Here is a 17,648-nt window from a genome sequence, read left to right as displayed (position 1 = left end):
GAGTTCAGCTCTTTGTCCATCATCATGGGTGATTTTCCTGCAGCTTCATGCCGATGCAGAACACCTCGGCTATCAGCAGTGCGAAGAAGCCTTCACCCAGCGCGTTGAGACCATCTACCACTGCATCCCAGAAACCGTGGCCTACAAAGAAGAAAGACAGGAACATCAAGAATACGCCACCTAGCAGGGTACAATAACCATACTTGCGAATCAGCTTAATGTTCTTCTCTGTAAACACCTCGTTGCGGTTCACGTTCAGGACAAACTTGACGAAGCTGACCACAGCCACTACGACAGCTCCAAGGGCTAACAATGCGAAGAAGAATGTGAACAATACAAAGCCCAAGGACTCGTTCTCCAGTTTTAGTTCAACACTCGCATCACTGGTGTTGAGGAATAAATCTACCACAAAGTCAATCAGCATCAGTGCCAGTACCAGCACACAGAATACATTAATCTTTTTCATAATCTCAATCGTTTCTAATTATTGATGTTTTGTTATGAGTAGCCGTGGGGACAGGTACCTGAGTCATAGGAGCCGTTATACCCAAGTACCTGTCCCAGCGACTAGCTACGCTTTATACACTTCTTCACCATCCACGATGGTGGCTACGATGTTGGCCTGGGCAACCTTCTCGATGTCGTCGTGCAGGAAGTCGCAGTCGAACACCGCCATGTTGGCAATCTTACCGAACTCGATGGAACCCATGCGATGCTCCTGATGCCACTGACGGGCCACATTGATGGTCATGGCGCGCAACGACTGCTCACGGGTGATGGCTTCCTTGACATTACGCGGTTGGCATATACCGCCCAACATTTCTTTTGGAGTATTGCGCTTCTCGGCCATGTAAATGCTGTATTTGACATTCATCATCGGGGATACAGGGAAGTCGGAATGGAACACCACGTTAGCACCTGCATCGTAGAACGACTTGATGGGATAGGCCTGATCTGTTAGTTCCTTGCCGACGTAGGAAACTTCCTGTTCGTAAGGACCTCCGGGAATCTTCGCAGTCCACAGGGGGGGTACAGCTGGTATGGAGCCTGTTGCTCCCATACGGCGGATATCCTCATCGGTGACAAAGTGCAGGTGAGCCAGCACATTGCGCTGGTCAAGGTCCCCAGTAATCTTCTCGGCATCCTCAATACAGTCAAGCATGAAGTGGGTAGCACCACCACCCTCGGAGTGTACATGGACAGACATGCCCTCCTTGTCGGCTTCGACAATCAGTTGAACCATCTTATCGTGGTCGTTGAAGCGCTCAACACCGTGATAGCCAGGCTGGTCGAGGTAATCCTGGTTTTGCCAGGCTGTGTGGGCTTCGGTCACACCGTCGAGGAACGCTTTGGCACCAACGATATGGAAATACTCACCACTCAGTTCAGCACGCTGTGCGGCAATGCGGGCAATCTCTGCCTTCGGATCGGCAATATTATCGGTGACATACATGTAAGCATAGGTACGCATCTTCAGTTTGCCTTCCTTCTCCAGTTCATGGTAGGCCTTGGGCGATTCGTGATAGACTACCTCAGCACCAGCATCAGCGACAGCGGTAAAGCCGCTGCTGAGAGCGAAATCCTGCCAAGCGAGCAGATAGTTTTTGGCATCCTCCAATGTAGTGGGAAGTTTTGGTACGATTTCGAATACGGGAGCTTCACAAACGTATCCGTCTGGCTCGCCGTTCTCGTCAACGTGTACCTGTTCATAGCCGTATTTCTTTGCGTAGGCTGCATCGATGCCGGCCCACTCAAGTGCCTTGGTGTTGAGCAACATGGAATGTCCACCGCCGGTATGCATAAACAATGGCTTGTCTGTACAGATGTCGTCCAGATAGGCCTTGGTGACGTATTCATCATTCTCCACCCATCCTGATGCTAAATAGAACTCGCGCTGCGGGTTCTTGGCAATAAACTCCTTAATGATCTCGCGGTATTTGGCATAGTCGGTCAAACCCACCTGCCCCAGGCTAGCCTGTCCGATAAAGCGGTCGCCGGCCAGATGGCCGTGACTGTGAGACTCAAGGAATCCGGGATAGACGTAGTTCTCACCGTAATCCAGCACCTTAGCGTCTGCACCAGCAAGCTTTTTTGCTTCCTCTGCGCTGCCGATATAGGCAAACACGCCGTTCTTCACTAATGCAGCCTTGGCAAAGGGCCGCTTTTCATCCATTGTGATGATGTTGCCGAGAATAATAGCTTGTTTCATTTTATATGATTTATATTACTGAGACTATGTATGCAAAAAGTTAATATCTGTTTGCAAAGATAATCATTTTTGCCAAATAACAATGCTAAGGTAGCCGTGGGGACAGGTACCTGAGTCATAGGGGCCGTTATACCCAAGTACCTGTCCCAGCGACTACTGCAGGGAGCGACTTAGTAGCGATTCTCAACTATAGCTGCGTAATAATCATTCCAAACATAAGTTGAATAAGTATTTCTTATCCACGACGCCTTCCCATTTTTAATTTCTGCATCTCCCATACGCCATTCCGCTATATTTTCCGGTTTCCAGGAAGCACCCACTGATGGCCCTATACAAATTTCATTTCCATTTTTACGCACTCCATTAGTAGTATTCTTTTGGGAATCCAATTCAATCAACAACAGTCGCGGCCAGTAAGGAGGAACAACACCTACCGATTTCTTGGGATATTCTGCACCGCCTGATATTTTACTATTATCCTTGCTTACCAACATATCCATCCAAAGATGTTCAAACTTTTCAAAAAAGCCCTTGACAGCACTATAATAGTTATATATGGCAAGAATCTCTTTCGTGGTAATCAACTTAGACTTCAGTTCTTCGGGATTCTCTATCTTGATTTTACCAGCTTCATGCCACTCAGGTCTATAAACAGCATCACGACCATAAAGATCAGGATGAGGGACCTCGCCATTCCAAAGCATAAGATCGCCACTCACTTGGGTGCTATTCTTTTGGTAGTAGCTATACTTCTGCAACTGCTTGTGCATCACGAAGTGGGCACCCGGAATCTGGCAGACGCGGAACTCATCGGGGTCGGCTACCTTAAACTCGCAGAACTCCTTGAGTTTGTCCTTGTAGATATTGAAGTTGTCGTAGAGCAATTCCTGCTTGATCTCCGACAGATTGCCATAGGTGGCGTAGAGGCAGATCATGAAGAGGCTCCTGGTGATCATGAACGTGTCATAGGCTCGGTAGCTCTGGCGGTCGCCAACGCCAAGGTGCTCCCAGGGATACTTGTCGTAGGTCAGTTTGTCGTAGAGACTGCCCATGCCCGTAGTGTTGTATGAGGAATGCTGCACAGTACTGAGGTATTCGATATACTGCCAAGTCAGCTTAAGATTCTCTTCACTACTGCCTACCCATTCCTTGCCATAATCACCTAATTTGGCACTCACCTTACTCAGGTCGTCCTTGTTGTCGTTATAGAGTTGGTAGGCGCGGTTGAATAAGGGATCCACCGTCTTCAGAGGAAAGTAGTATTTCTCGTTGCGTGTGTTGAATATGTTCACGGTCTCGGTCTGCTTCATCTTATTCGCAATAGCGATGAGGCGGTTATTCACCTCTTTGAAATGCTGGTCCATCTGATCGAAACGCACGTTCATCTGATCCATCATTTTCGCTTGAACTGCCAACGCTTGGTCGAGTTTCCCTGTGATTTTATCCAGCTTCTGGTTAATCACCTGATTAGGGTCGGGTTTTTCTTCCTCAAAGAGTGCGCCCAGTATATTCAAGCCCACTTTGATGACTGTACCTACAGCGATAGCCCTAGTTCCAGCTGGTGCCAAAACATCTTCGTTCCACACCAGCGGCTCATCGAGACCTTCCACCTCCGAGTCGCTCCAGTCGATGCTTGCGTCAGGGCCAGCTTTTTCGTCATACTGCTCATAATAGGCCATCAGCGCCTTCCAGTCCTCGTCGGTGATTTCCGTGAACCAGTTGTCCAGGTTCTCGCAGAGCCATGCGAAGTTGGCCGTCGTCTTCTGGCCTTCGTAGGTCAGGTCGAACTGCATCGTCTCGTCGGAGGTTGCGGAGAAGTTGACCTTCTGGCCTGAGAGCGGATTGTCTTTGATGGTGGGGAAGGTGATGGTACCTTCGCCTGTGCTCTTGTTGTAGCTGATCTTTCCCTCGACGGGTTCGCTGGCGTCATCAGCTGTGTAGGTGAAGAAGTAAGCCTTGTCGCCGTCAATCTGCATGCCGACGCTGGGCATAGCGGCCAGCTGCTCTTCGGTGTACTTGCCTGAGGTTAAAAGCGCTTCGTCGTACTCCGTCCAGATGCCCTGCTTCAGTTGGGCGGGAATCACGGTCTTGCCTTCCTCTCCTGATGATGGGTTGTCTTCGGTGGTGCAGGCGCCCATGCCCAGCAGGAGAGCCGCGATTGCAAAAAGTTTTTGTTTCATAAATTGAAATAATATTGGGGTTAATACATTATTTTAGTTTTGTGATTTCTACTTGTTAGATGCAAAGATAATTAAAAAATGTTTATCTCCACCGCTTTACTCGTTAAAAGAAGTTAACGTACCGATTCCTCACCGTTTACGCACGCAAAAGACAATAAGGACGGGACGATGGCCGGCAGTACTCATATCAATATGCAGCAGCAGCCTGTTTGATCACCAGTCGTAAACCTCTACATAACCATCGAACATCACCTCCTCTGTCCATCCGTTGTCGTGGAACAGCTTGCGGATTTTCTCTTGCAAAGCAGGCGGAATGAGACGCGTTCCATTGCGATACTCGAAATAATAGGTGCGATTGGTCAGACCGATGATACCATAGCGTACCGCAGTCTCCACTCGTTTAGGCATATCGCCCGTAAAGGTGTGAGTCATGCCCTTGGCAAAGCGCATCTTCTGGTCGCTGCGATACATCGGACATTCGGCGGTCGCCACACCCTCGAAGTGCGGATTCACACACCTGTAGGAACTATAGGTATGAGGTATGTGCTGTCCTACGAACCATCGCAAACACTGGGTGCGCAACGGACACGCATCAGCATAACAAACCGTGTAGCCTTCCTTGGCTTTCTCAATCAATAATTCTTTTGCTATATTCATGATCTATTCGTTTAATGGGTTTTCATTCTGATCGGGTTAACCTCACTTAGATCTCTTAAAACACCTTTTTACAAAGGGTTGGAGACGAGTGAGGTTGAGGGGTTTTAACCTCACTCAAACCTCACTTCAATCTCACGCAGCATTGACATTCTGTCGAGCCTTCTCATGCTCGGCCATTTCAAGCAAGCTTGATGGCTCTCGCTTACTCGAAGCCTTGAGTGGAATCACTTTGTAATGAGCCACATGACCACAATCCGTACTCTCGAAACCAAGTGTCCGCATAGTCTTGCCCAGATACACCTTCGTGCCGTGAGTAGCCTTGACTGACGGATATTCTTTGGTGATAATCTCCAAGAGTCGCTCACAATTCATCGACTGTGCCAATTCGCCAGGTTCCGGCTTGCGGAAGCAGATGCGGACGATGTCGGCAATATCCTTCTGCTCCAGATAGTTCAGGTTCAGCTGCTGGATACGGGCCACCTCGTCGTTGTTAAACCAATAAGGCGACTTCTGCACCCTCAGTTCATAGAGCACCTGCGCATACAGCTGGTCGTAGTCAATCTCACCCATATTATCGATGTACTTACCGTATGGAATCGTCATGCAGATGTATCGACGTGAGCCAGTGACATCAGTCAGCGGATGTGGATTATTTGTCGTAGCCACAAACGAGGCATAGCGAGGCCGGTCTTCCTGAGAGGCACCATAGATGGGGCGTCCGTTCACCTTGCTCTTGCTCAGCGTCTGCTTCAGTGCAGCATGCTGACTGGGTCGGATGGCGTCCAGCTCATCGATGTTCACCAGCAGATTGTTGGTTAGCGCCATCTCCTTGTCGAACTTGTTCGACAGGTTCAGATGATCCAGATAGTACGCACGCAGATGTGGAGGCAGCAGACGCACAAAGAATGTCGTCTTACCACAACCTTGAGCACCAATCAGCGTTGGAACGCATTCGTTGCCGTGAATGGTGTCCATCTGAAGCCAGTGAGCCACCACCGATCGCAGCCAAGTAGCCAGATAGCCCATCAACTCTGAGTCAACCCCAGGCAGACGATTGAAGAGCCTTGCCACATGATTCTCGCCATTCCATTTGGGCAGATGATCCAAATAGTCTTTGATAGGGTTAAAGGTGTCAATCTCGTCAGAGTTGACGTACTCCACAATGTCCGACTTCGGTGAGCCGTTCTCACAGACGCACTCACGCTTAGCTCGGATGATGATGCTGTTGAGAGCACTCTGTGTCAGAGGTTTCCACAGAGGCGCTTGTCCCTCCGCAGGTTTTACAGCAGTCTCCACCTTGCCGTTCAGCACGTTTCGGCGGAAGAGATAATGGCTAATGAGGTACAGCTCAGTAGCGAGCATTCCCTCCTGAGAGGCTCCAAGAGTCTCTCCGTTAATGAGAAAATTTTGTTCCATAAAAAAGATTTTTAAGTTAGATTTATATAGCTTCTTTTCCTTAATTCGAATTCCTTTCTTTTTCAATGCAAAGGTAAAAAAAATAATTTGCGGTTGCAAATTATTCCCCACAAAAAGCACGCAAATAATAATTAAAATGAAGCAAAAATGACGTTCGAGTGAGGTTTGAGTGAGGTTGAAGTGAGAGTAAAGCTTCCAATCTCACTCGCCACAATCCTTATATACAAAAGCATTCTGCCCCTCCAAGTGAGGTTAAACCCTAAAAATCGAAAAAATCATCATTAATTCATCGAAAATTCGCGCATCATCAAGCGTTTGCTTACGCTTCATTAAGCGCCAGTCTTCTCTCATTAAGAGCTAATCTTTCCTCATTAAGTGCCAATTTCCGTCTCATAAAAGACTCGCTTTCCCTTCGATTAATGTGAACTATCAGTCCGACGGCTTCGGACTCGCAGTCCGTAACTAGCGAACTCGCAGTCCGACACGACGGACTGCGATGCCGGACATATTGTCTTTTGCGTGCGTAAACGGAGAGGAATCGGTGCGTTAAATTCTTTTAACGAGCAAAGCGGTAGAGATAAACATTTTTTAATTATCTTTGCAAAATAGAACAAGTAGAGATTACAAAACTAAAACTTTTTATTAACTCAATACTGTTACATTATATGAAACAAAAACTATTCGCATTATTTGCAGTAGCAGCGCTCCTGTTAGGCTTGGGTGCCTGCACCACCGAAGACAATTCGACTCCAGAAGAGAAAGCCCTTGCTACTCCTGCCCAGCTGAAGCAAGGCGTCTGGACGGAGTATGACGAGGCACTTGTAGCCTCAGGCAAGTACACCGCAGAGCAGCTGACCGCAATGCCGTCTGTCGGTATGAAGATCGAGGGCGACAAGGCCTACTTCTTCACCTACACAGCTGATGACGCCAGCGAGCCCGTGGAGGGAAAAGTCAGCTACGACAAGACTTTGGGCACATCAATAATTAGAAACGATTGAGATTACATGAGAATACTGGGAAAATGGGGAATTGCCGCTGCCTTTGTATGCTGCGGACTTTTGTTCCTGGCATGCGCCAACAATGACAACAAAGCCCCCGACACATTGGCACTCGATCTGTGGCAGGCTGGAAAGATGGTCACAACCGAGATCGTTACAGCTTTCGGAGGTATCGACAAGTGCTTCGCCGCTGAGCCCATCCCTGATGGCGTCTGGCAGCGGATGCAGGGTAAAACCTTCAAGGAGAATCCCTATATAGGCCGTGACGACCTGCGCCACATCCGCGCCCTGCACTGGGACTACGACAATCAGATGCACGTGGGCGAGATGGTGTGCAACAAGCAGATTGCCGAGCGCGTGGTGCGCATCCTGCGCCAGCTCTTCGATGCAAAGTACCCTATTGAGCGGATGTTGCTGCCTGATGTCTATGATGCCGACGACGAGATGCAGATGCGCGATAATAACTCGTCGTGCTTCTGCTACCGTAATATTGCTGCCACTAACAATCTCTCAAAGCATGCCCGTGGACTGGCCATCGATATCAACACCCTCTACAACCCCTACATCAAAACACTTGATGACGGCACGCTACTCATCCAGCCCGCTACTGGCGAGGCATATTGCGACCGCTCGTGGGACTTCCCCTATAAGATTGATCACGAAGACCTCTGCTTCCGTCTCTTTACTGAGGCAGGTTTCGAGTGGGGCGGTGACTGGACTACGCGTAAGGACTACCAACACTTTGAACTCATTGAATACATCAATAATTAAAAATAATCTATGAATCTAAGATTCAACAACAAACTGAAACTGATGGACGTGGGCATCACTGGTGTGGCCGGTGTACTCTCTGTGGGTGTCATGCTCTATGGCGTGGCCCATTTCGGATTAGAGATAGCGTGGCTTGAACTCTTCCTCAACCTCTTCTACATAGCCTGTCTGGTCATGATATGGATGTATTTCTTCAATCGTTTCCAGCCCGACCAGTTCAACTACTGGTGTTCTCTGTGTGTGGGTCTGACCATCCTGCTGCGTGACATACTCTTCGCGCCCGAGTTGGCCAGTGAGCTGATCCGCATGCTCTGTCTCACGCTGTCGGTGTGGCTCCTCATGATGCTCACCTATTTTTATTCGCGCAAGGACTGGAAGAGCTACACCAAGAGCAACCTCTGGATGATCTTCGTCGTCGATTTGGTCATTGCCTTGCTTTACCACTACGACATCTATTACCTGGAACCCGTCGACGAGTACACCGACTACTTGCTCACGGAGATCTGGATTCGCCCCACCATCACTTACGGACTGGTGGCCTGCTTTATTTCTGAAGACTAACTTAATTAGATAATGATGATACTCTTCCTCAGGATCATCGCATGGATGAAAGCGAACTATTCCTGACGTCGAAGCTCACAGAGGAGAGGTAAGTCCTTTAGATATAGAATTCAGACGAATCGACCAATCCCGCTCGCAGGGCATATTTGATGACTTCATGTGCCGTATTGATACCCAGCTTCCGGAAAATATTCTTGCGGTGGGTCGTGATGGTGTGCACACTGGAATAGCGTTCTGCAGCTATCTCCTTAGTAGACTTGCCCTGAGCGATAGCCCTTACAATCTCTTTTTCTGTCTCCGTCAGAATACTGGGCGTTGACTCCTCTTGTTGCTCGCTGGTGATGATGGTCTCCAAAGCACGTTGGCTGATGTACCGCTGATGATGGTTGACAGCCTGCAGCGCATCACGCACTTCGCTTAACGGGCCGTCCTTGAACACGACACTAAATTGATGGGATGAATATACAACACGACGGATGAATTTGGAAGTCAGGTCGTCGCTGATGAGTATCCATTCCGACAGATTGAAGCGCTCTGCAATAATCAGGAGTTGGTCCTCGTCGCTGAAATCGAACAGGGTGTAGTCAAGGAGCACTATTGCATTTTCATGCTCCTTTAACAACTCTACGAGGCCAGCTTTGTCATTGGCCACGTAGAGTTTGTTCTCCTCCTGTTTGATCAGGCTAATCAACGCCAGTCGTGTTAATTCCTGGTTGTCGGCTATGATATAATTTCTCATATTTTATCCAATGCCTGGGATAGATCGTTGATGATGTCGTCGATATGCTCGGTACCAATACTGAGTCGTACGGTCGACGGCGTGATATGTTGCTCGGCAAGTTCTTCCGGCGAAAGTTGTGAGTGGGTGGTGGTATAGGGATGAATCACCAGACTCTTCACATCTGCTACGTTTGCCAGTAATGAGAAGATTTGCAGGTTGTCAATGAACTTCCATGCCTCTTCCTGTCCGCCTTTGATTTCAAAGGTGAAGATGCTGGCACCACCGTTGGGGAAATATTTTTTGTATAGCTGGTGGTCAGGATGGCTTTCCAGGGAAGGATGGTTGACCTTGGCCACCTTCGGATGCTTTGACAGGAAGTCGACAACTTTCAAGGCATTCTCTACATGACGCTCGACGCGCAGGCTCAAGGTCTCAACACCCTGTAGTAGGATGAAGGCATTGAACGGTGAGAGGGTTGCTCCGGTGTCACGCAGAATGACGGCACGGATGCGGGTGACGTAGGCTGCAGCACCCACTACGTCGGCAAATACAATGCCATGATAGGAAGGGTCGGGCTTAGCCAGTGAGGGAAACTTGTCTGGATTGGCTTTCCAATCGAATTTGCCTCCGTCAACGATGACACCACCTAGGCTGCTCCCGTGTCCGCCTAAGAATTTCGTGGCGGAGTGTACTACGATGTCGGCACCATGCTCAAGTGGACGAATCAGGTATGGAGTCCCGAATGTGTTGTCGACGATAAACGGAATACCGTGCTTGTGTGCTACGGCAGCAACGCCTTCTAGGTTAAGCACGTCGGAGTTGGGGTTGCCGAAAGTTTCGGCATATACTACTTTTGTGTTGGGTTGGATGGCTGCTTCCAAAGCATCGAGGTCGTTGACGTTAATAATGCTGTTGGAGATGCCTTGTGTTGCCAATGTATGGGTAATCAGGTTGTAAGAGCCACCATAGAGGTTGTCTGCAGCAACGATGTGGTCGCCTGCTTGCACGATGTTCTGCAAAGCATAGGTGATTGCTGCGGCACCTGAGGCGACGGCAAGTCCGGCAACACCACCCTCAAGGACGGCTACGCGATCTTCAAATACGCCTTGTGTCGAGTTGGTCAGTCTACCGTAGATATTGCCTGCATCACGCAGTCCGAAGCGGTCGGCTGCATGTTGTGAGTTGTGGAATACATACGATGTGGTCTGGTAGATAGGCACTGCACGAGCGTCAGTAGCGGGGTCAGCCTGTTCTTGGCCTACATGAAGTTGTAAAGTCTCGAATCGATAGTTCTTGTTGCTCATAATCTTATCCTTTCTTTTTTTTTGTTAATGAATTGGTTTTGTTTACTTTTGATGGTGCAAAGTTACGTCATAAAGAAATATCTTCCAAATTTCTTGTTGTTTTAAGAAAATATCACTATTTTTGCAGGTGTAATAGAATAAAATACTAAAAGAGACGTCTTTTTAGGTCTCAAATAGAATAAAATACTAAGATATGGCAGAAATACTTGATGAAATCGACCTGCAGATACTGAAAACGCTGCAAAAAAATGCGAAATTGACTACAAAAGAGTTGGCTGATGCTGTTCATCTGACTCCAACCCCGGTGTTCGAACGTCAGAAACGACTAGAGAAAAAAGGATATATCAAAAAGTATGTCGCCATACTTGATCCGGAAAAACTAGGTCAAGGCCTGCAAGTGTATTGTAAAGTCAAGCTGAAACAAATCAATCACGAGATAGCAGATGCTTTTGTGCGCCGCATCCAGCGCATCCCCGAAGTGACGGAATGCTATAACACCTCAGGAGCCTATGATTATTTATTAAAGGTTCGCGCGCGTGATATGAAACAATATCAAGAGTTTATCCTTAATAAATTGGGAGAGATAGAGAACCTGTCTTCCATCGAAAGCACTTTTGTGATGAGTGAAGTGAAACAGACTTATGGCCTTAGCCTGTAAATAGAGGATTTACGGGGGATTAACTATTTTTTGCATATATTTCTTATGGAATTGTACACACAATTCTGTTATTTTTTGTACCTTTGCAATCGATTCGGGTTTACCAAAACGGGAAACTTTTTGGAAATCGAAAAACAAAAAGTTGTCCAAAAAGGAAAACTTTACAGGGAAGAGAGAGACCATAACTAAAGAAAAATAGAAAGATAAAATGGAAATTAAAAATTTTACCATTACTAAGAGAGACGGCACAAAAGACCAATTCTCGTTGGACAAAATCATGAATGCGATAGTAAAAGCATTCGATAGTGTGAATGTTCCTGCTGATCTTGGAACGATTTCCAAAATACTCAGCCATCTGGATATCAAGGATGATATTAAGGTTGAGGATATTCAGAATCAGGTGGAAGAAGCATTGATGCGAGAAGGACACTATAAAGTGGCCAAGTCTTTTATGTTGTATCGTCAGGCCCACACTGAAGATCGTGAAACTTTGGCTAAGTTGCAGTTCCTGAGCGACTATATGGAGTCTGCCAATGCGGCAACTGCTTCTAAGTTTGACGCCAATGCCAACGTAGAGCATAAGAACATTGCTACGCTGATTGGCGAGTTGCCTAAGTCAAACTTTATCCGTCTGAACCGTCGTCTGCTTACCGAGCGTATCAAGAAAATGTACGGTAAGGAACTGGCAGACGAATATATCGACAAGTTGACTCACCATTTTATATACAAGAATGACGAGACCTCGTTGGCTAATTACTGTGCATCCATCACCATGTATCCCTGGCTGATCAGCGGTACTACGGCTATCGGTGGCAATTCGACCGCTCCTACCAACCTCAAGTCTTTCGCGGGTGGTTTCATTAATATGGTCTTTATGGTCAGTTCTATGCTGGCTGGTGCCTGTGCAACTCCCGAGTTCCTGATGTATATGAACTATTTTATAGGCAAGGAATATGGCAAAGACTATTGGCAGCATCCCGAGCAGCAAGCAGACCTCTCGTTGAAGAAACGTACCATAGACAAGGTCATCACTGACTACTTCGAACAGATTGTGTACTCGCTCAACCAACCCACTGGTGCTCGCAACTATCAGGCTGTGTTCTGGAACGTAGCCTATTACGACAAATATTACTTCCAAAGCATCTTTGGTGAGTTCTATTTCCCCGATGGCTCGCAGCCCGATTGGGATGGACTCTCCTGGCTTCAGAAGCGTTTCATGAAATGGTTCAATCAGGAGCGTACAAAGACCTTGTTGACCTTCCCAGTTGAAACGATGGCACTGCTCGTCGACGAGAATGGTGAGTGTAAAGACAAGGAGTGGGGCGACTTCACGGCTGAGATGTACAGTGAAGGACACTCGTTCTTTACCTATATGAGTGATAATGCAGACTCTCTTTCTTCTTGTTGTCGTCTACGCAATGAGATTACTGACAATGGTTTCTCCTATACGTTAGGAGCAGGTGGCGTTTCTACAGGTTCCAAGTCGGTGCTGACCATCAACCTGAATCGTTGTGTCCAGTATGCAGTCAACCATAAGATAGACTATCTGGAGTATCTTGCCGGCGTCATTGACCTCTGCCATAAGGTGCAGCTGGCCTATAACGAGAATTTGAAAGAGTTGCAGGAGCATGGCATGCTACCCCTGTTCGATGCAGGTTATATCAACATCGGTCGTCAGTATCTGACCATTGGTATCAACGGACTGGTAGAGGCAGCAGAATTCATGGGACTGAAGATAACACCTAACGAAGACTATAAGCACTTTGTACAAGGCATTCTCGGACTGATTGAGAAGTACAACAAACAGTATCGTTCAAAGGATGTGATGTTCAACTGCGAGATGATTCCTGCCGAGAATGTTGGCGTGAAGCATGCCAAGTGGGATCGTGAGGACGGTTATCTAGTGCCGCGCGACTGCTATAACTCCTATTTCTATGTTGTTGAGGATGAATCGCTTTCCGTCATTGATAAGTTTAAGTTGCATGGCGCTCCTTATATCGAGCACCTCACAGGTGGCTCCGCCTTGCACATGAATCTGGACGAGCACCTGTCTAAGCAGCAGTACCTGCACCTGCTGAAGGTGGCTGCTCAGGAGGGATGTAACTACTTTACATTCAATATTCCCAACACTGTCTGCAACGACTGCGGACATATCGACAAGCGCTATCTGCATGAGTGCCCACACTGCCATTCCAAGAATGTGGACTATATGACACGTATCATTGGTTACCTAAAGCGTGTGTCAAATTTCTCCCAGGCTCGTCAGGAAGAGGCTGCACGTCGTTACTATGCACATGCAGGAGCACACAAATAAGGGCTAATAGCTTGTTGCGAAATGCTTAAGTACGTTAATACAGGAATTGTTTTTCAGGAGATACCCGACGAGGTGACATTGGCAATTAATATCTCTAATTGCCCTTGTCACTGTCCGGGCTGCCACAGTCGTTATCTGTGGGAGGACGTCGGGATCCCCTTAGATACGAATGCTATAGATCAGTTTGTTGATCAGTATGGTACAGACATCACTTGTATCTCATTCATGGGTGGTGATGCCGACCCGAAGGCTGTTAACCAGTTGGCCCAATACATTCACGAGTATTATCCTCAGTTTCATGTGGCATGGTATAGTGGTCGCATTCGCATACCTTCGATTGTTAACAAGTCGGACTTCGACTATATCAAGGTAGGTCCTTACATCAATCATCTGGGTCCATTGAAATCGCCCACCACCAACCAGCGCCTTTATCGTCAGCTCACTGACGGCTCGTTTGAGGACATTACTTATCGCTTTTGGCGGAAGCCGGTAGGTCAGTTGGCTTGATTTCCAACGACTCCATAGCATATCGCCCTACGGTTATTTCTTCAGTGTGAAAACGAAGAGAAGGCCGTGGGGCGAAATGTTTTCTGCCGTGATGGTCCCCCCATGCAGCAGGACGGCGTTCTTGACAATGGCAAGTCCCAGTCCGGTGCCTCCTAGCTGGCGACTGCGTCCCTTGTCAATCCGGTAGAACCGTTCGAAGATGCGAGGCAGGAATTCGTTGGCAATGCCTTGTCCGTTGTCACTAAAGTGGAACTTCCAGCAGTCGGATTGCTCTTCTGCGGAGATAGCTATGGTGGTCCCTTCTCCGGCATAGTTGATGGCATTGTCGATAAGGTTGCGGAAAATGCTGTATAGTAGTGAAGGGTTACCCTTGATACATATGTCGCCTGGTAGACAGTTGCGCAATGTCATGTGGTGTCTCGTCAGTGTAAGGGAGGTTTCCTGGACGATGTCGCTGACCAGGCAGGACACGTCGGTACGTTCCATCGTCAGCTGGTCTGGTGCATAGTCGATGCGATTCAAGGTTGAGATGTCCTGTAGCAAAGCAGTCAACCGCTCTGCTTGGGCATGTGTACGTTCGATAAACTGCAGACGAGTAGCCTCGTCCACATCAGGATGCTGCAGTAGTGTGTCGGTGTAGCCAAGGATGCTGGCTACGGGGGTTTTCAGTTCATGCGCAATGTTGTTGGTCAACTGTCGGCGCATGCGACTCTCCTTGGCGGCCTGTTCTCGACTGATGCGTTCGTCCATTCTGCATGCATAGCGGTGTAGTAGCCAGCCTAGACCGCTCATGACGAAGATGGAGAAGAAGAGCAGGTGCCAGTCTGAGGGTTCAGCAAAAGGTGAGAGCGCGCTTCTGTCGTAGTCTTCGAACAACACGAAGATGACGGCATATATCAGGAATATCGCCATCACGCTTAGAAACATCTTCCTTCCTTCACTCATTTTTTTCATTGCTTATGGTTCAAAACAATAACCATATCCCTGTCTGGTCACGATATGGTTGGCATAGTGCCCTATCTTCTTGCGTAGTCGTGTGATGTTTACGTCCACCGTACGGTCCGTCACGATGACATCCTTGGGCCATACCCGTTCTATCAGTTGTTGTCGGCTGAACACATGGCCTTGCTCCTGTAACAGCAGGAGCAGCAGTTCAAACTCCGTACGTGTGATGTTGACTTCCTTGCCGTCCATCGTCACCACTTTCCTACGCAGGTGTATGCACAGTCCCTCGTAGCAGAGTGTCTCAGGTGAAGTCTCTGCCGACGACGTCCTTCCCAATACGGCTTTCACGCGTGCCAGTACCTCCTTGATGCTGAAAGGCTTTGCGATGTAGTCGTCAGCCCCCAGCAGGAATCCCTCCAGCATGTCTTCTTCTGTGTCCTTTGCGGTGAGGAAGATGATGGGGATGGAGTGCCGCAGGTGGCGTGCCATTTCGAATCCCGACATCCCCTCCATCATGACATCCAATAGGAGCAGGTGAAACTGTTCTGTCTCCATTCGCTGCAAGGCCTCCTCAGCGGAGTGAGCTACAGTGGTTTCGTATCCTGCCGATCGCAGGTTGAAGTCCAGGATGGCACACAGGTCACGTTCGTCATCGACAATCAGTATCCGTTTCATGGCTGCAAAGATACAAAATTAATTATGAAATTCCAAGTCGTTCCTCTACAACATTGACCACGTAGTCGCCAAGTTTCTCACATTCGTTGATAAAGTCGTTGTAAATGGTACCAATGATGTACGTATAGGTATGGTCGTTCACCTCCTTCATGCTCTCGTCTTTGAGCTGGTTGCGCAGGCTGTTGATGGCATTCTCGATGTTGTATGTCTCGTGTGCCGGTTGAGTGCCGTGATGACCGCTCATGACGATATTCATCTGCGTCAGTGCTTTGTCTACGAGTGTCATTAGTTGTCCGATGCTCTTTAGTTGTCCCTGGGTAAACGCTTGTCCGGCCTCCCGTCTGCGTTTCAAGATACGTGCCAGGTTGTAGCAAGCGTCACCGATGCTCTCCAGTTCACCTATCTCGCGCATCATGCGGCGTATCGTCTCCTTAGTATCGTCGGAGAGATGGGCATTGCTGACCTGCTCCAGATAGTTGGCGATAGCCAGTTCTATCTTGTCAGAGACATCTTCTTCGTTGGCAATGCGGACGAACAGCTTGTCATATTGTTTGTCGTCTTTTGTGTCAGCCAGTTGTATGACCATCGCGAACATCTGTTGCATACGCTGGGCGAAGCGTATCGTCTCCTTCTGTGCTTGTAGGACAGCGATTTCCGGTGTTTTCATCACGTTTCCCTCAATATACTGCAGGCTGAACTCCTCCTTCTGTTCCTTTTGGTCGTCCTTGATCAGGAAGTAGCAGATACGTTCTATCTGAGGGATGAAAGCGATGAGCAATGCTGTGTTCGTGACGTTGAAACATGTGTGGAACAAGGCTAGCACGACGGGCAGCGACGCTCCGTTAGCCAGGTCCAGCACCATGTCGACAAAGGGATAGAACACACAGAGTATCCAGGTGACCCCTATCACGTTGAAGATAAGGTGGGCAAGAGCAGCCCGTCGCGCCTGTCTGTTAGCCCCTAGTGCTGCCAGGTTAGCGGTAGCCGTAGTACCGATGTTCTCACCCATGACGAGGGCAATGCCCAGATAGATGGGCAACACTCCTGTCGAGCATAGCAGGATTGTGATGGCCATCACGGCGGCAGAAGACTGCACGATACAGGTAATGACGGTACCGATGACCAGGAAGATGAGGATGGTGCTGTACTTCGATGTGTCGAACGAACTGAAAAAGTTCACCACATCAGGGTTATTGGCCAGATCAAGTGCCTTACCGCAAGTGCTCAGCATGACGAGCGACAGGAACATGAAGGCAATGCCGAACAGGAAGTCGCCTGCGTAGCGGTGCCGGCGTCGGTAGATGAGTACCATGCCAAAGAAGAAGGCAGGGTAGACGACGCTTGTCAGGTCTACGTTGTAGCCCAGCGAGATAATCCATGCAGTCAGTGTGGTACCGATGTTGGCACCCATGATGACGGAGATGGCCTGTGCCAATGTCAGCAGACCGGCATTGACGAACGAGACAGTCATAACCGTCGTTGCGGATGACGACTGCACGGCAGAAGTGACGAGCATTCCCGTCAACATACCCGAGAAACGGTTGGTTGTCATCCGGGCCAATATGTGTCTGAGCTGTGGCCCTGCCATTTTCTGCAAGGCCTCGCTCATCGTCTTCATACCGAAGATAAGTAGTCCGAGTGCCCCCAGGATGTGGAGGCTGATCATCAGATAGTTTGGATTTGTCTGTAACATAATAATACCGATTATTGGTTGATGTTGCAAAGATACGGT

Annotated in this window: 16 protein-coding genes; 6 read left to right on the top strand and 10 right to left on the bottom strand. The window is 48.4% G+C overall.

The features are described from left to right. Positions 1 to 22: 22 nt before the first annotated feature. The 5 genes from BLU47_RS05910 to BLU47_RS05890 form a co-directional block, all read right to left on the bottom strand. Positions 23 to 466 carry a DUF2975 domain-containing protein gene (locus BLU47_RS05910; protein WP_091959788.1) on the bottom strand — a complete coding sequence of 148 codons (444 nt, stop codon included), beginning with the start codon at positions 464 to 466 and terminating at the stop codon, positions 23 to 25. Between the two features lie 105 nt (positions 467 to 571). Continuing rightward, positions 572 to 2,209: an amidohydrolase gene (locus BLU47_RS05905; protein ID WP_091959785.1), complete on the bottom strand. Its 1,638-nt coding sequence runs from the start codon at positions 2,207 to 2,209 to the stop codon at positions 572 to 574. Between the two features lie 170 nt (positions 2,210 to 2,379). Continuing rightward, positions 2,380 to 4,389 carry a hypothetical protein gene (locus tag BLU47_RS05900; RefSeq protein ID WP_143025487.1) on the bottom strand — a complete coding sequence of 670 codons (2,010 nt, stop codon included), beginning with the start codon at positions 4,387 to 4,389 and terminating at the stop codon, positions 2,380 to 2,382. Between the two features lie 213 nt (positions 4,390 to 4,602). Further along, positions 4,603 to 5,046, bottom strand: coding sequence for a DUF6078 family protein (locus BLU47_RS05895; RefSeq protein ID WP_091959779.1), 444 nt, complete (start codon positions 5,044 to 5,046; stop codon positions 4,603 to 4,605). Positions 5,047 to 5,178: 132 nt separating this feature from the next. Beyond that, on the bottom strand, positions 5,179 to 6,462 hold the full coding sequence (locus BLU47_RS05890) for a VapE domain-containing protein (RefSeq protein ID WP_091960164.1): 1,284 nt from the start codon (positions 6,460 to 6,462) through the stop codon (positions 5,179 to 5,181). 665 nt (positions 6,463 to 7,127) lie between these two features. On the opposite strand from BLU47_RS05890, the gene BLU47_RS05885 reads away from it, so the two are divergent. The 3 genes from BLU47_RS05885 to BLU47_RS05875 are packed head-to-tail and all read left to right on the top strand — an operon-like array spanning position 7,128 to position 8,792. Continuing rightward, the gene (locus tag BLU47_RS05885) at positions 7,128 to 7,460 is read left to right on the top strand and encodes a hypothetical protein (RefSeq protein WP_143025486.1); all 333 of its coding nucleotides are present in this window, start codon (positions 7,128 to 7,130) and stop codon (positions 7,458 to 7,460) included. A gap of 6 nt (positions 7,461 to 7,466) precedes the next feature. After that, complete coding sequence (locus BLU47_RS05880) at positions 7,467 to 8,231, top strand: M15 family metallopeptidase (RefSeq protein WP_091959773.1); 765 nt, start codon at positions 7,467 to 7,469, stop codon at positions 8,229 to 8,231. Between the two features lie 9 nt (positions 8,232 to 8,240). After that, entirely contained in the window at positions 8,241 to 8,792 is a 552-nt protein-coding gene (locus BLU47_RS05875; protein WP_091959770.1) for a hypothetical protein, read from the top strand. Positions 8,793 to 8,889: 97 nt separating this feature from the next. On the opposite strand, the gene BLU47_RS05870 is transcribed toward BLU47_RS05875, so the two are convergent. Both BLU47_RS05870 and BLU47_RS05865 read right to left on the bottom strand, forming a co-directional pair. Continuing rightward, positions 8,890 to 9,531 carry a response regulator transcription factor gene (locus tag BLU47_RS05870; protein WP_091959767.1) on the bottom strand — a complete coding sequence of 214 codons (642 nt, stop codon included), beginning with the start codon at positions 9,529 to 9,531 and terminating at the stop codon, positions 8,890 to 8,892. Continuing rightward, positions 9,528 to 10,817: an O-acetylhomoserine aminocarboxypropyltransferase/cysteine synthase family protein gene (locus BLU47_RS05865; protein ID WP_091959764.1), complete on the bottom strand. Its 1,290-nt coding sequence runs from the start codon at positions 10,815 to 10,817 to the stop codon at positions 9,528 to 9,530. The genes BLU47_RS05870 and BLU47_RS05865 overlap by 4 nt, the downstream gene beginning before the upstream one ends. A 193-nt stretch (positions 10,818 to 11,010) precedes the next feature. Between BLU47_RS05865 and BLU47_RS05860 the strand changes: the two genes are divergently transcribed. The 3 genes from BLU47_RS05860 to nrdG all read left to right on the top strand — a co-directional run bounded on the left by BLU47_RS05860 (position 11,011) and on the right by nrdG (position 14,296). Then, positions 11,011 to 11,475, top strand: coding sequence for an Lrp/AsnC family transcriptional regulator (locus tag BLU47_RS05860; RefSeq protein ID WP_091959761.1), 465 nt, complete (start codon positions 11,011 to 11,013; stop codon positions 11,473 to 11,475). Between the two features lie 208 nt (positions 11,476 to 11,683). Further along, a complete protein-coding gene (gene nrdD, locus BLU47_RS05855) occupies positions 11,684 to 13,789 on the top strand; it encodes an anaerobic ribonucleoside-triphosphate reductase (protein ID WP_091959758.1) in 2,106 nt (701 codons plus the stop codon). A gap of 21 nt (positions 13,790 to 13,810) precedes the next feature. Then, on the top strand, positions 13,811 to 14,296 hold the full coding sequence (nrdG, locus tag BLU47_RS05850) for an anaerobic ribonucleoside-triphosphate reductase activating protein (protein WP_091959755.1): 486 nt from the start codon (positions 13,811 to 13,813) through the stop codon (positions 14,294 to 14,296). 33 nt (positions 14,297 to 14,329) lie between these two features. On the opposite strand, the gene BLU47_RS05845 is transcribed toward nrdG, so the two are convergent. The 3 genes from BLU47_RS05845 to BLU47_RS05835 all read right to left on the bottom strand — a co-directional run bounded on the left by BLU47_RS05845 (position 14,330) and on the right by BLU47_RS05835 (position 17,609). Beyond that, positions 14,330 to 15,001, bottom strand: coding sequence for a sensor histidine kinase (locus tag BLU47_RS05845; protein WP_369796970.1), 672 nt, complete (start codon positions 14,999 to 15,001; stop codon positions 14,330 to 14,332). A gap of 252 nt (positions 15,002 to 15,253) precedes the next feature. Beyond that, positions 15,254 to 15,916, bottom strand: a complete 663-nt coding sequence (locus tag BLU47_RS05840) for a response regulator transcription factor (protein ID WP_091959750.1) — start codon at positions 15,914 to 15,916, stop codon at positions 15,254 to 15,256. Between the two features lie 22 nt (positions 15,917 to 15,938). Further along, positions 15,939 to 17,609, bottom strand: coding sequence for a Na/Pi cotransporter family protein (locus tag BLU47_RS05835; protein WP_091959748.1), 1,671 nt, complete (start codon positions 17,607 to 17,609; stop codon positions 15,939 to 15,941). Positions 17,610 to 17,648 lie beyond the last annotated feature (39 nt).

Source organism: Prevotella sp. tc2-28 (assembly GCF_900107705.1).
Classification (GTDB): Bacteria; Bacteroidota; Bacteroidia; order Bacteroidales; family Bacteroidaceae; genus Prevotella.
Note: the sequence above shows the minus strand (reverse complement) of the source record. Positions and strands in the feature narration are given on the sequence as shown.

Excerpts from the sequence above, each read along its gene's own strand:
- BLU47_RS05910 (WP_091959788.1), bottom strand. The coding sequence starts at position 466 with ATGAAAAAGATTAATGTATTCTGTGTGCTGGTACTGGCACTGATGCTG.
- BLU47_RS05905 (WP_091959785.1), bottom strand. The coding sequence starts at position 2,209 with ATGAAACAAGCTATTATTCTCGGCAACATCATCACAATGGATGAAAAG.
- BLU47_RS05900 (WP_143025487.1), bottom strand. The coding sequence starts at position 4,389 with ATGAAACAAAAACTTTTTGCAATCGCGGCTCTCCTGCTGGGCATGGGC.
- BLU47_RS05895 (WP_091959779.1), bottom strand. The coding sequence starts at position 5,046 with ATGAATATAGCAAAAGAATTATTGATTGAGAAAGCCAAGGAAGGCTAC.
- BLU47_RS05890 (WP_091960164.1), bottom strand. The coding sequence starts at position 6,462 with ATGGAACAAAATTTTCTCATTAACGGAGAGACTCTTGGAGCCTCTCAG.
- BLU47_RS05885 (WP_143025486.1), top strand. The coding sequence starts at position 7,128 with ATGAAACAAAAACTATTCGCATTATTTGCAGTAGCAGCGCTCCTGTTA.
- BLU47_RS05880 (WP_091959773.1), top strand. The coding sequence starts at position 7,467 with ATGAGAATACTGGGAAAATGGGGAATTGCCGCTGCCTTTGTATGCTGC.
- BLU47_RS05875 (WP_091959770.1), top strand. The coding sequence starts at position 8,241 with ATGAATCTAAGATTCAACAACAAACTGAAACTGATGGACGTGGGCATC.
- BLU47_RS05870 (WP_091959767.1), bottom strand. The coding sequence starts at position 9,531 with ATGAGAAATTATATCATAGCCGACAACCAGGAATTAACACGACTGGCG.
- BLU47_RS05865 (WP_091959764.1), bottom strand. The coding sequence starts at position 10,817 with ATGAGCAACAAGAACTATCGATTCGAGACTTTACAACTTCATGTAGGC.
- BLU47_RS05860 (WP_091959761.1), top strand. The coding sequence starts at position 11,011 with ATGGCAGAAATACTTGATGAAATCGACCTGCAGATACTGAAAACGCTG.
- nrdD (WP_091959758.1), top strand. The coding sequence starts at position 11,684 with ATGGAAATTAAAAATTTTACCATTACTAAGAGAGACGGCACAAAAGAC.
- nrdG (WP_091959755.1), top strand. The coding sequence starts at position 13,811 with ATGCTTAAGTACGTTAATACAGGAATTGTTTTTCAGGAGATACCCGAC.
- BLU47_RS05845 (WP_369796970.1), bottom strand. The coding sequence starts at position 15,001 with ATGCGCCGACAGTTGACCAACAACATTGCGCATGAACTGAAAACCCCC.
- BLU47_RS05840 (WP_091959750.1), bottom strand. The coding sequence starts at position 15,916 with ATGAAACGGATACTGATTGTCGATGACGAACGTGACCTGTGTGCCATC.
- BLU47_RS05835 (WP_091959748.1), bottom strand. The coding sequence starts at position 17,609 with ATGTTACAGACAAATCCAAACTATCTGATGATCAGCCTCCACATCCTG.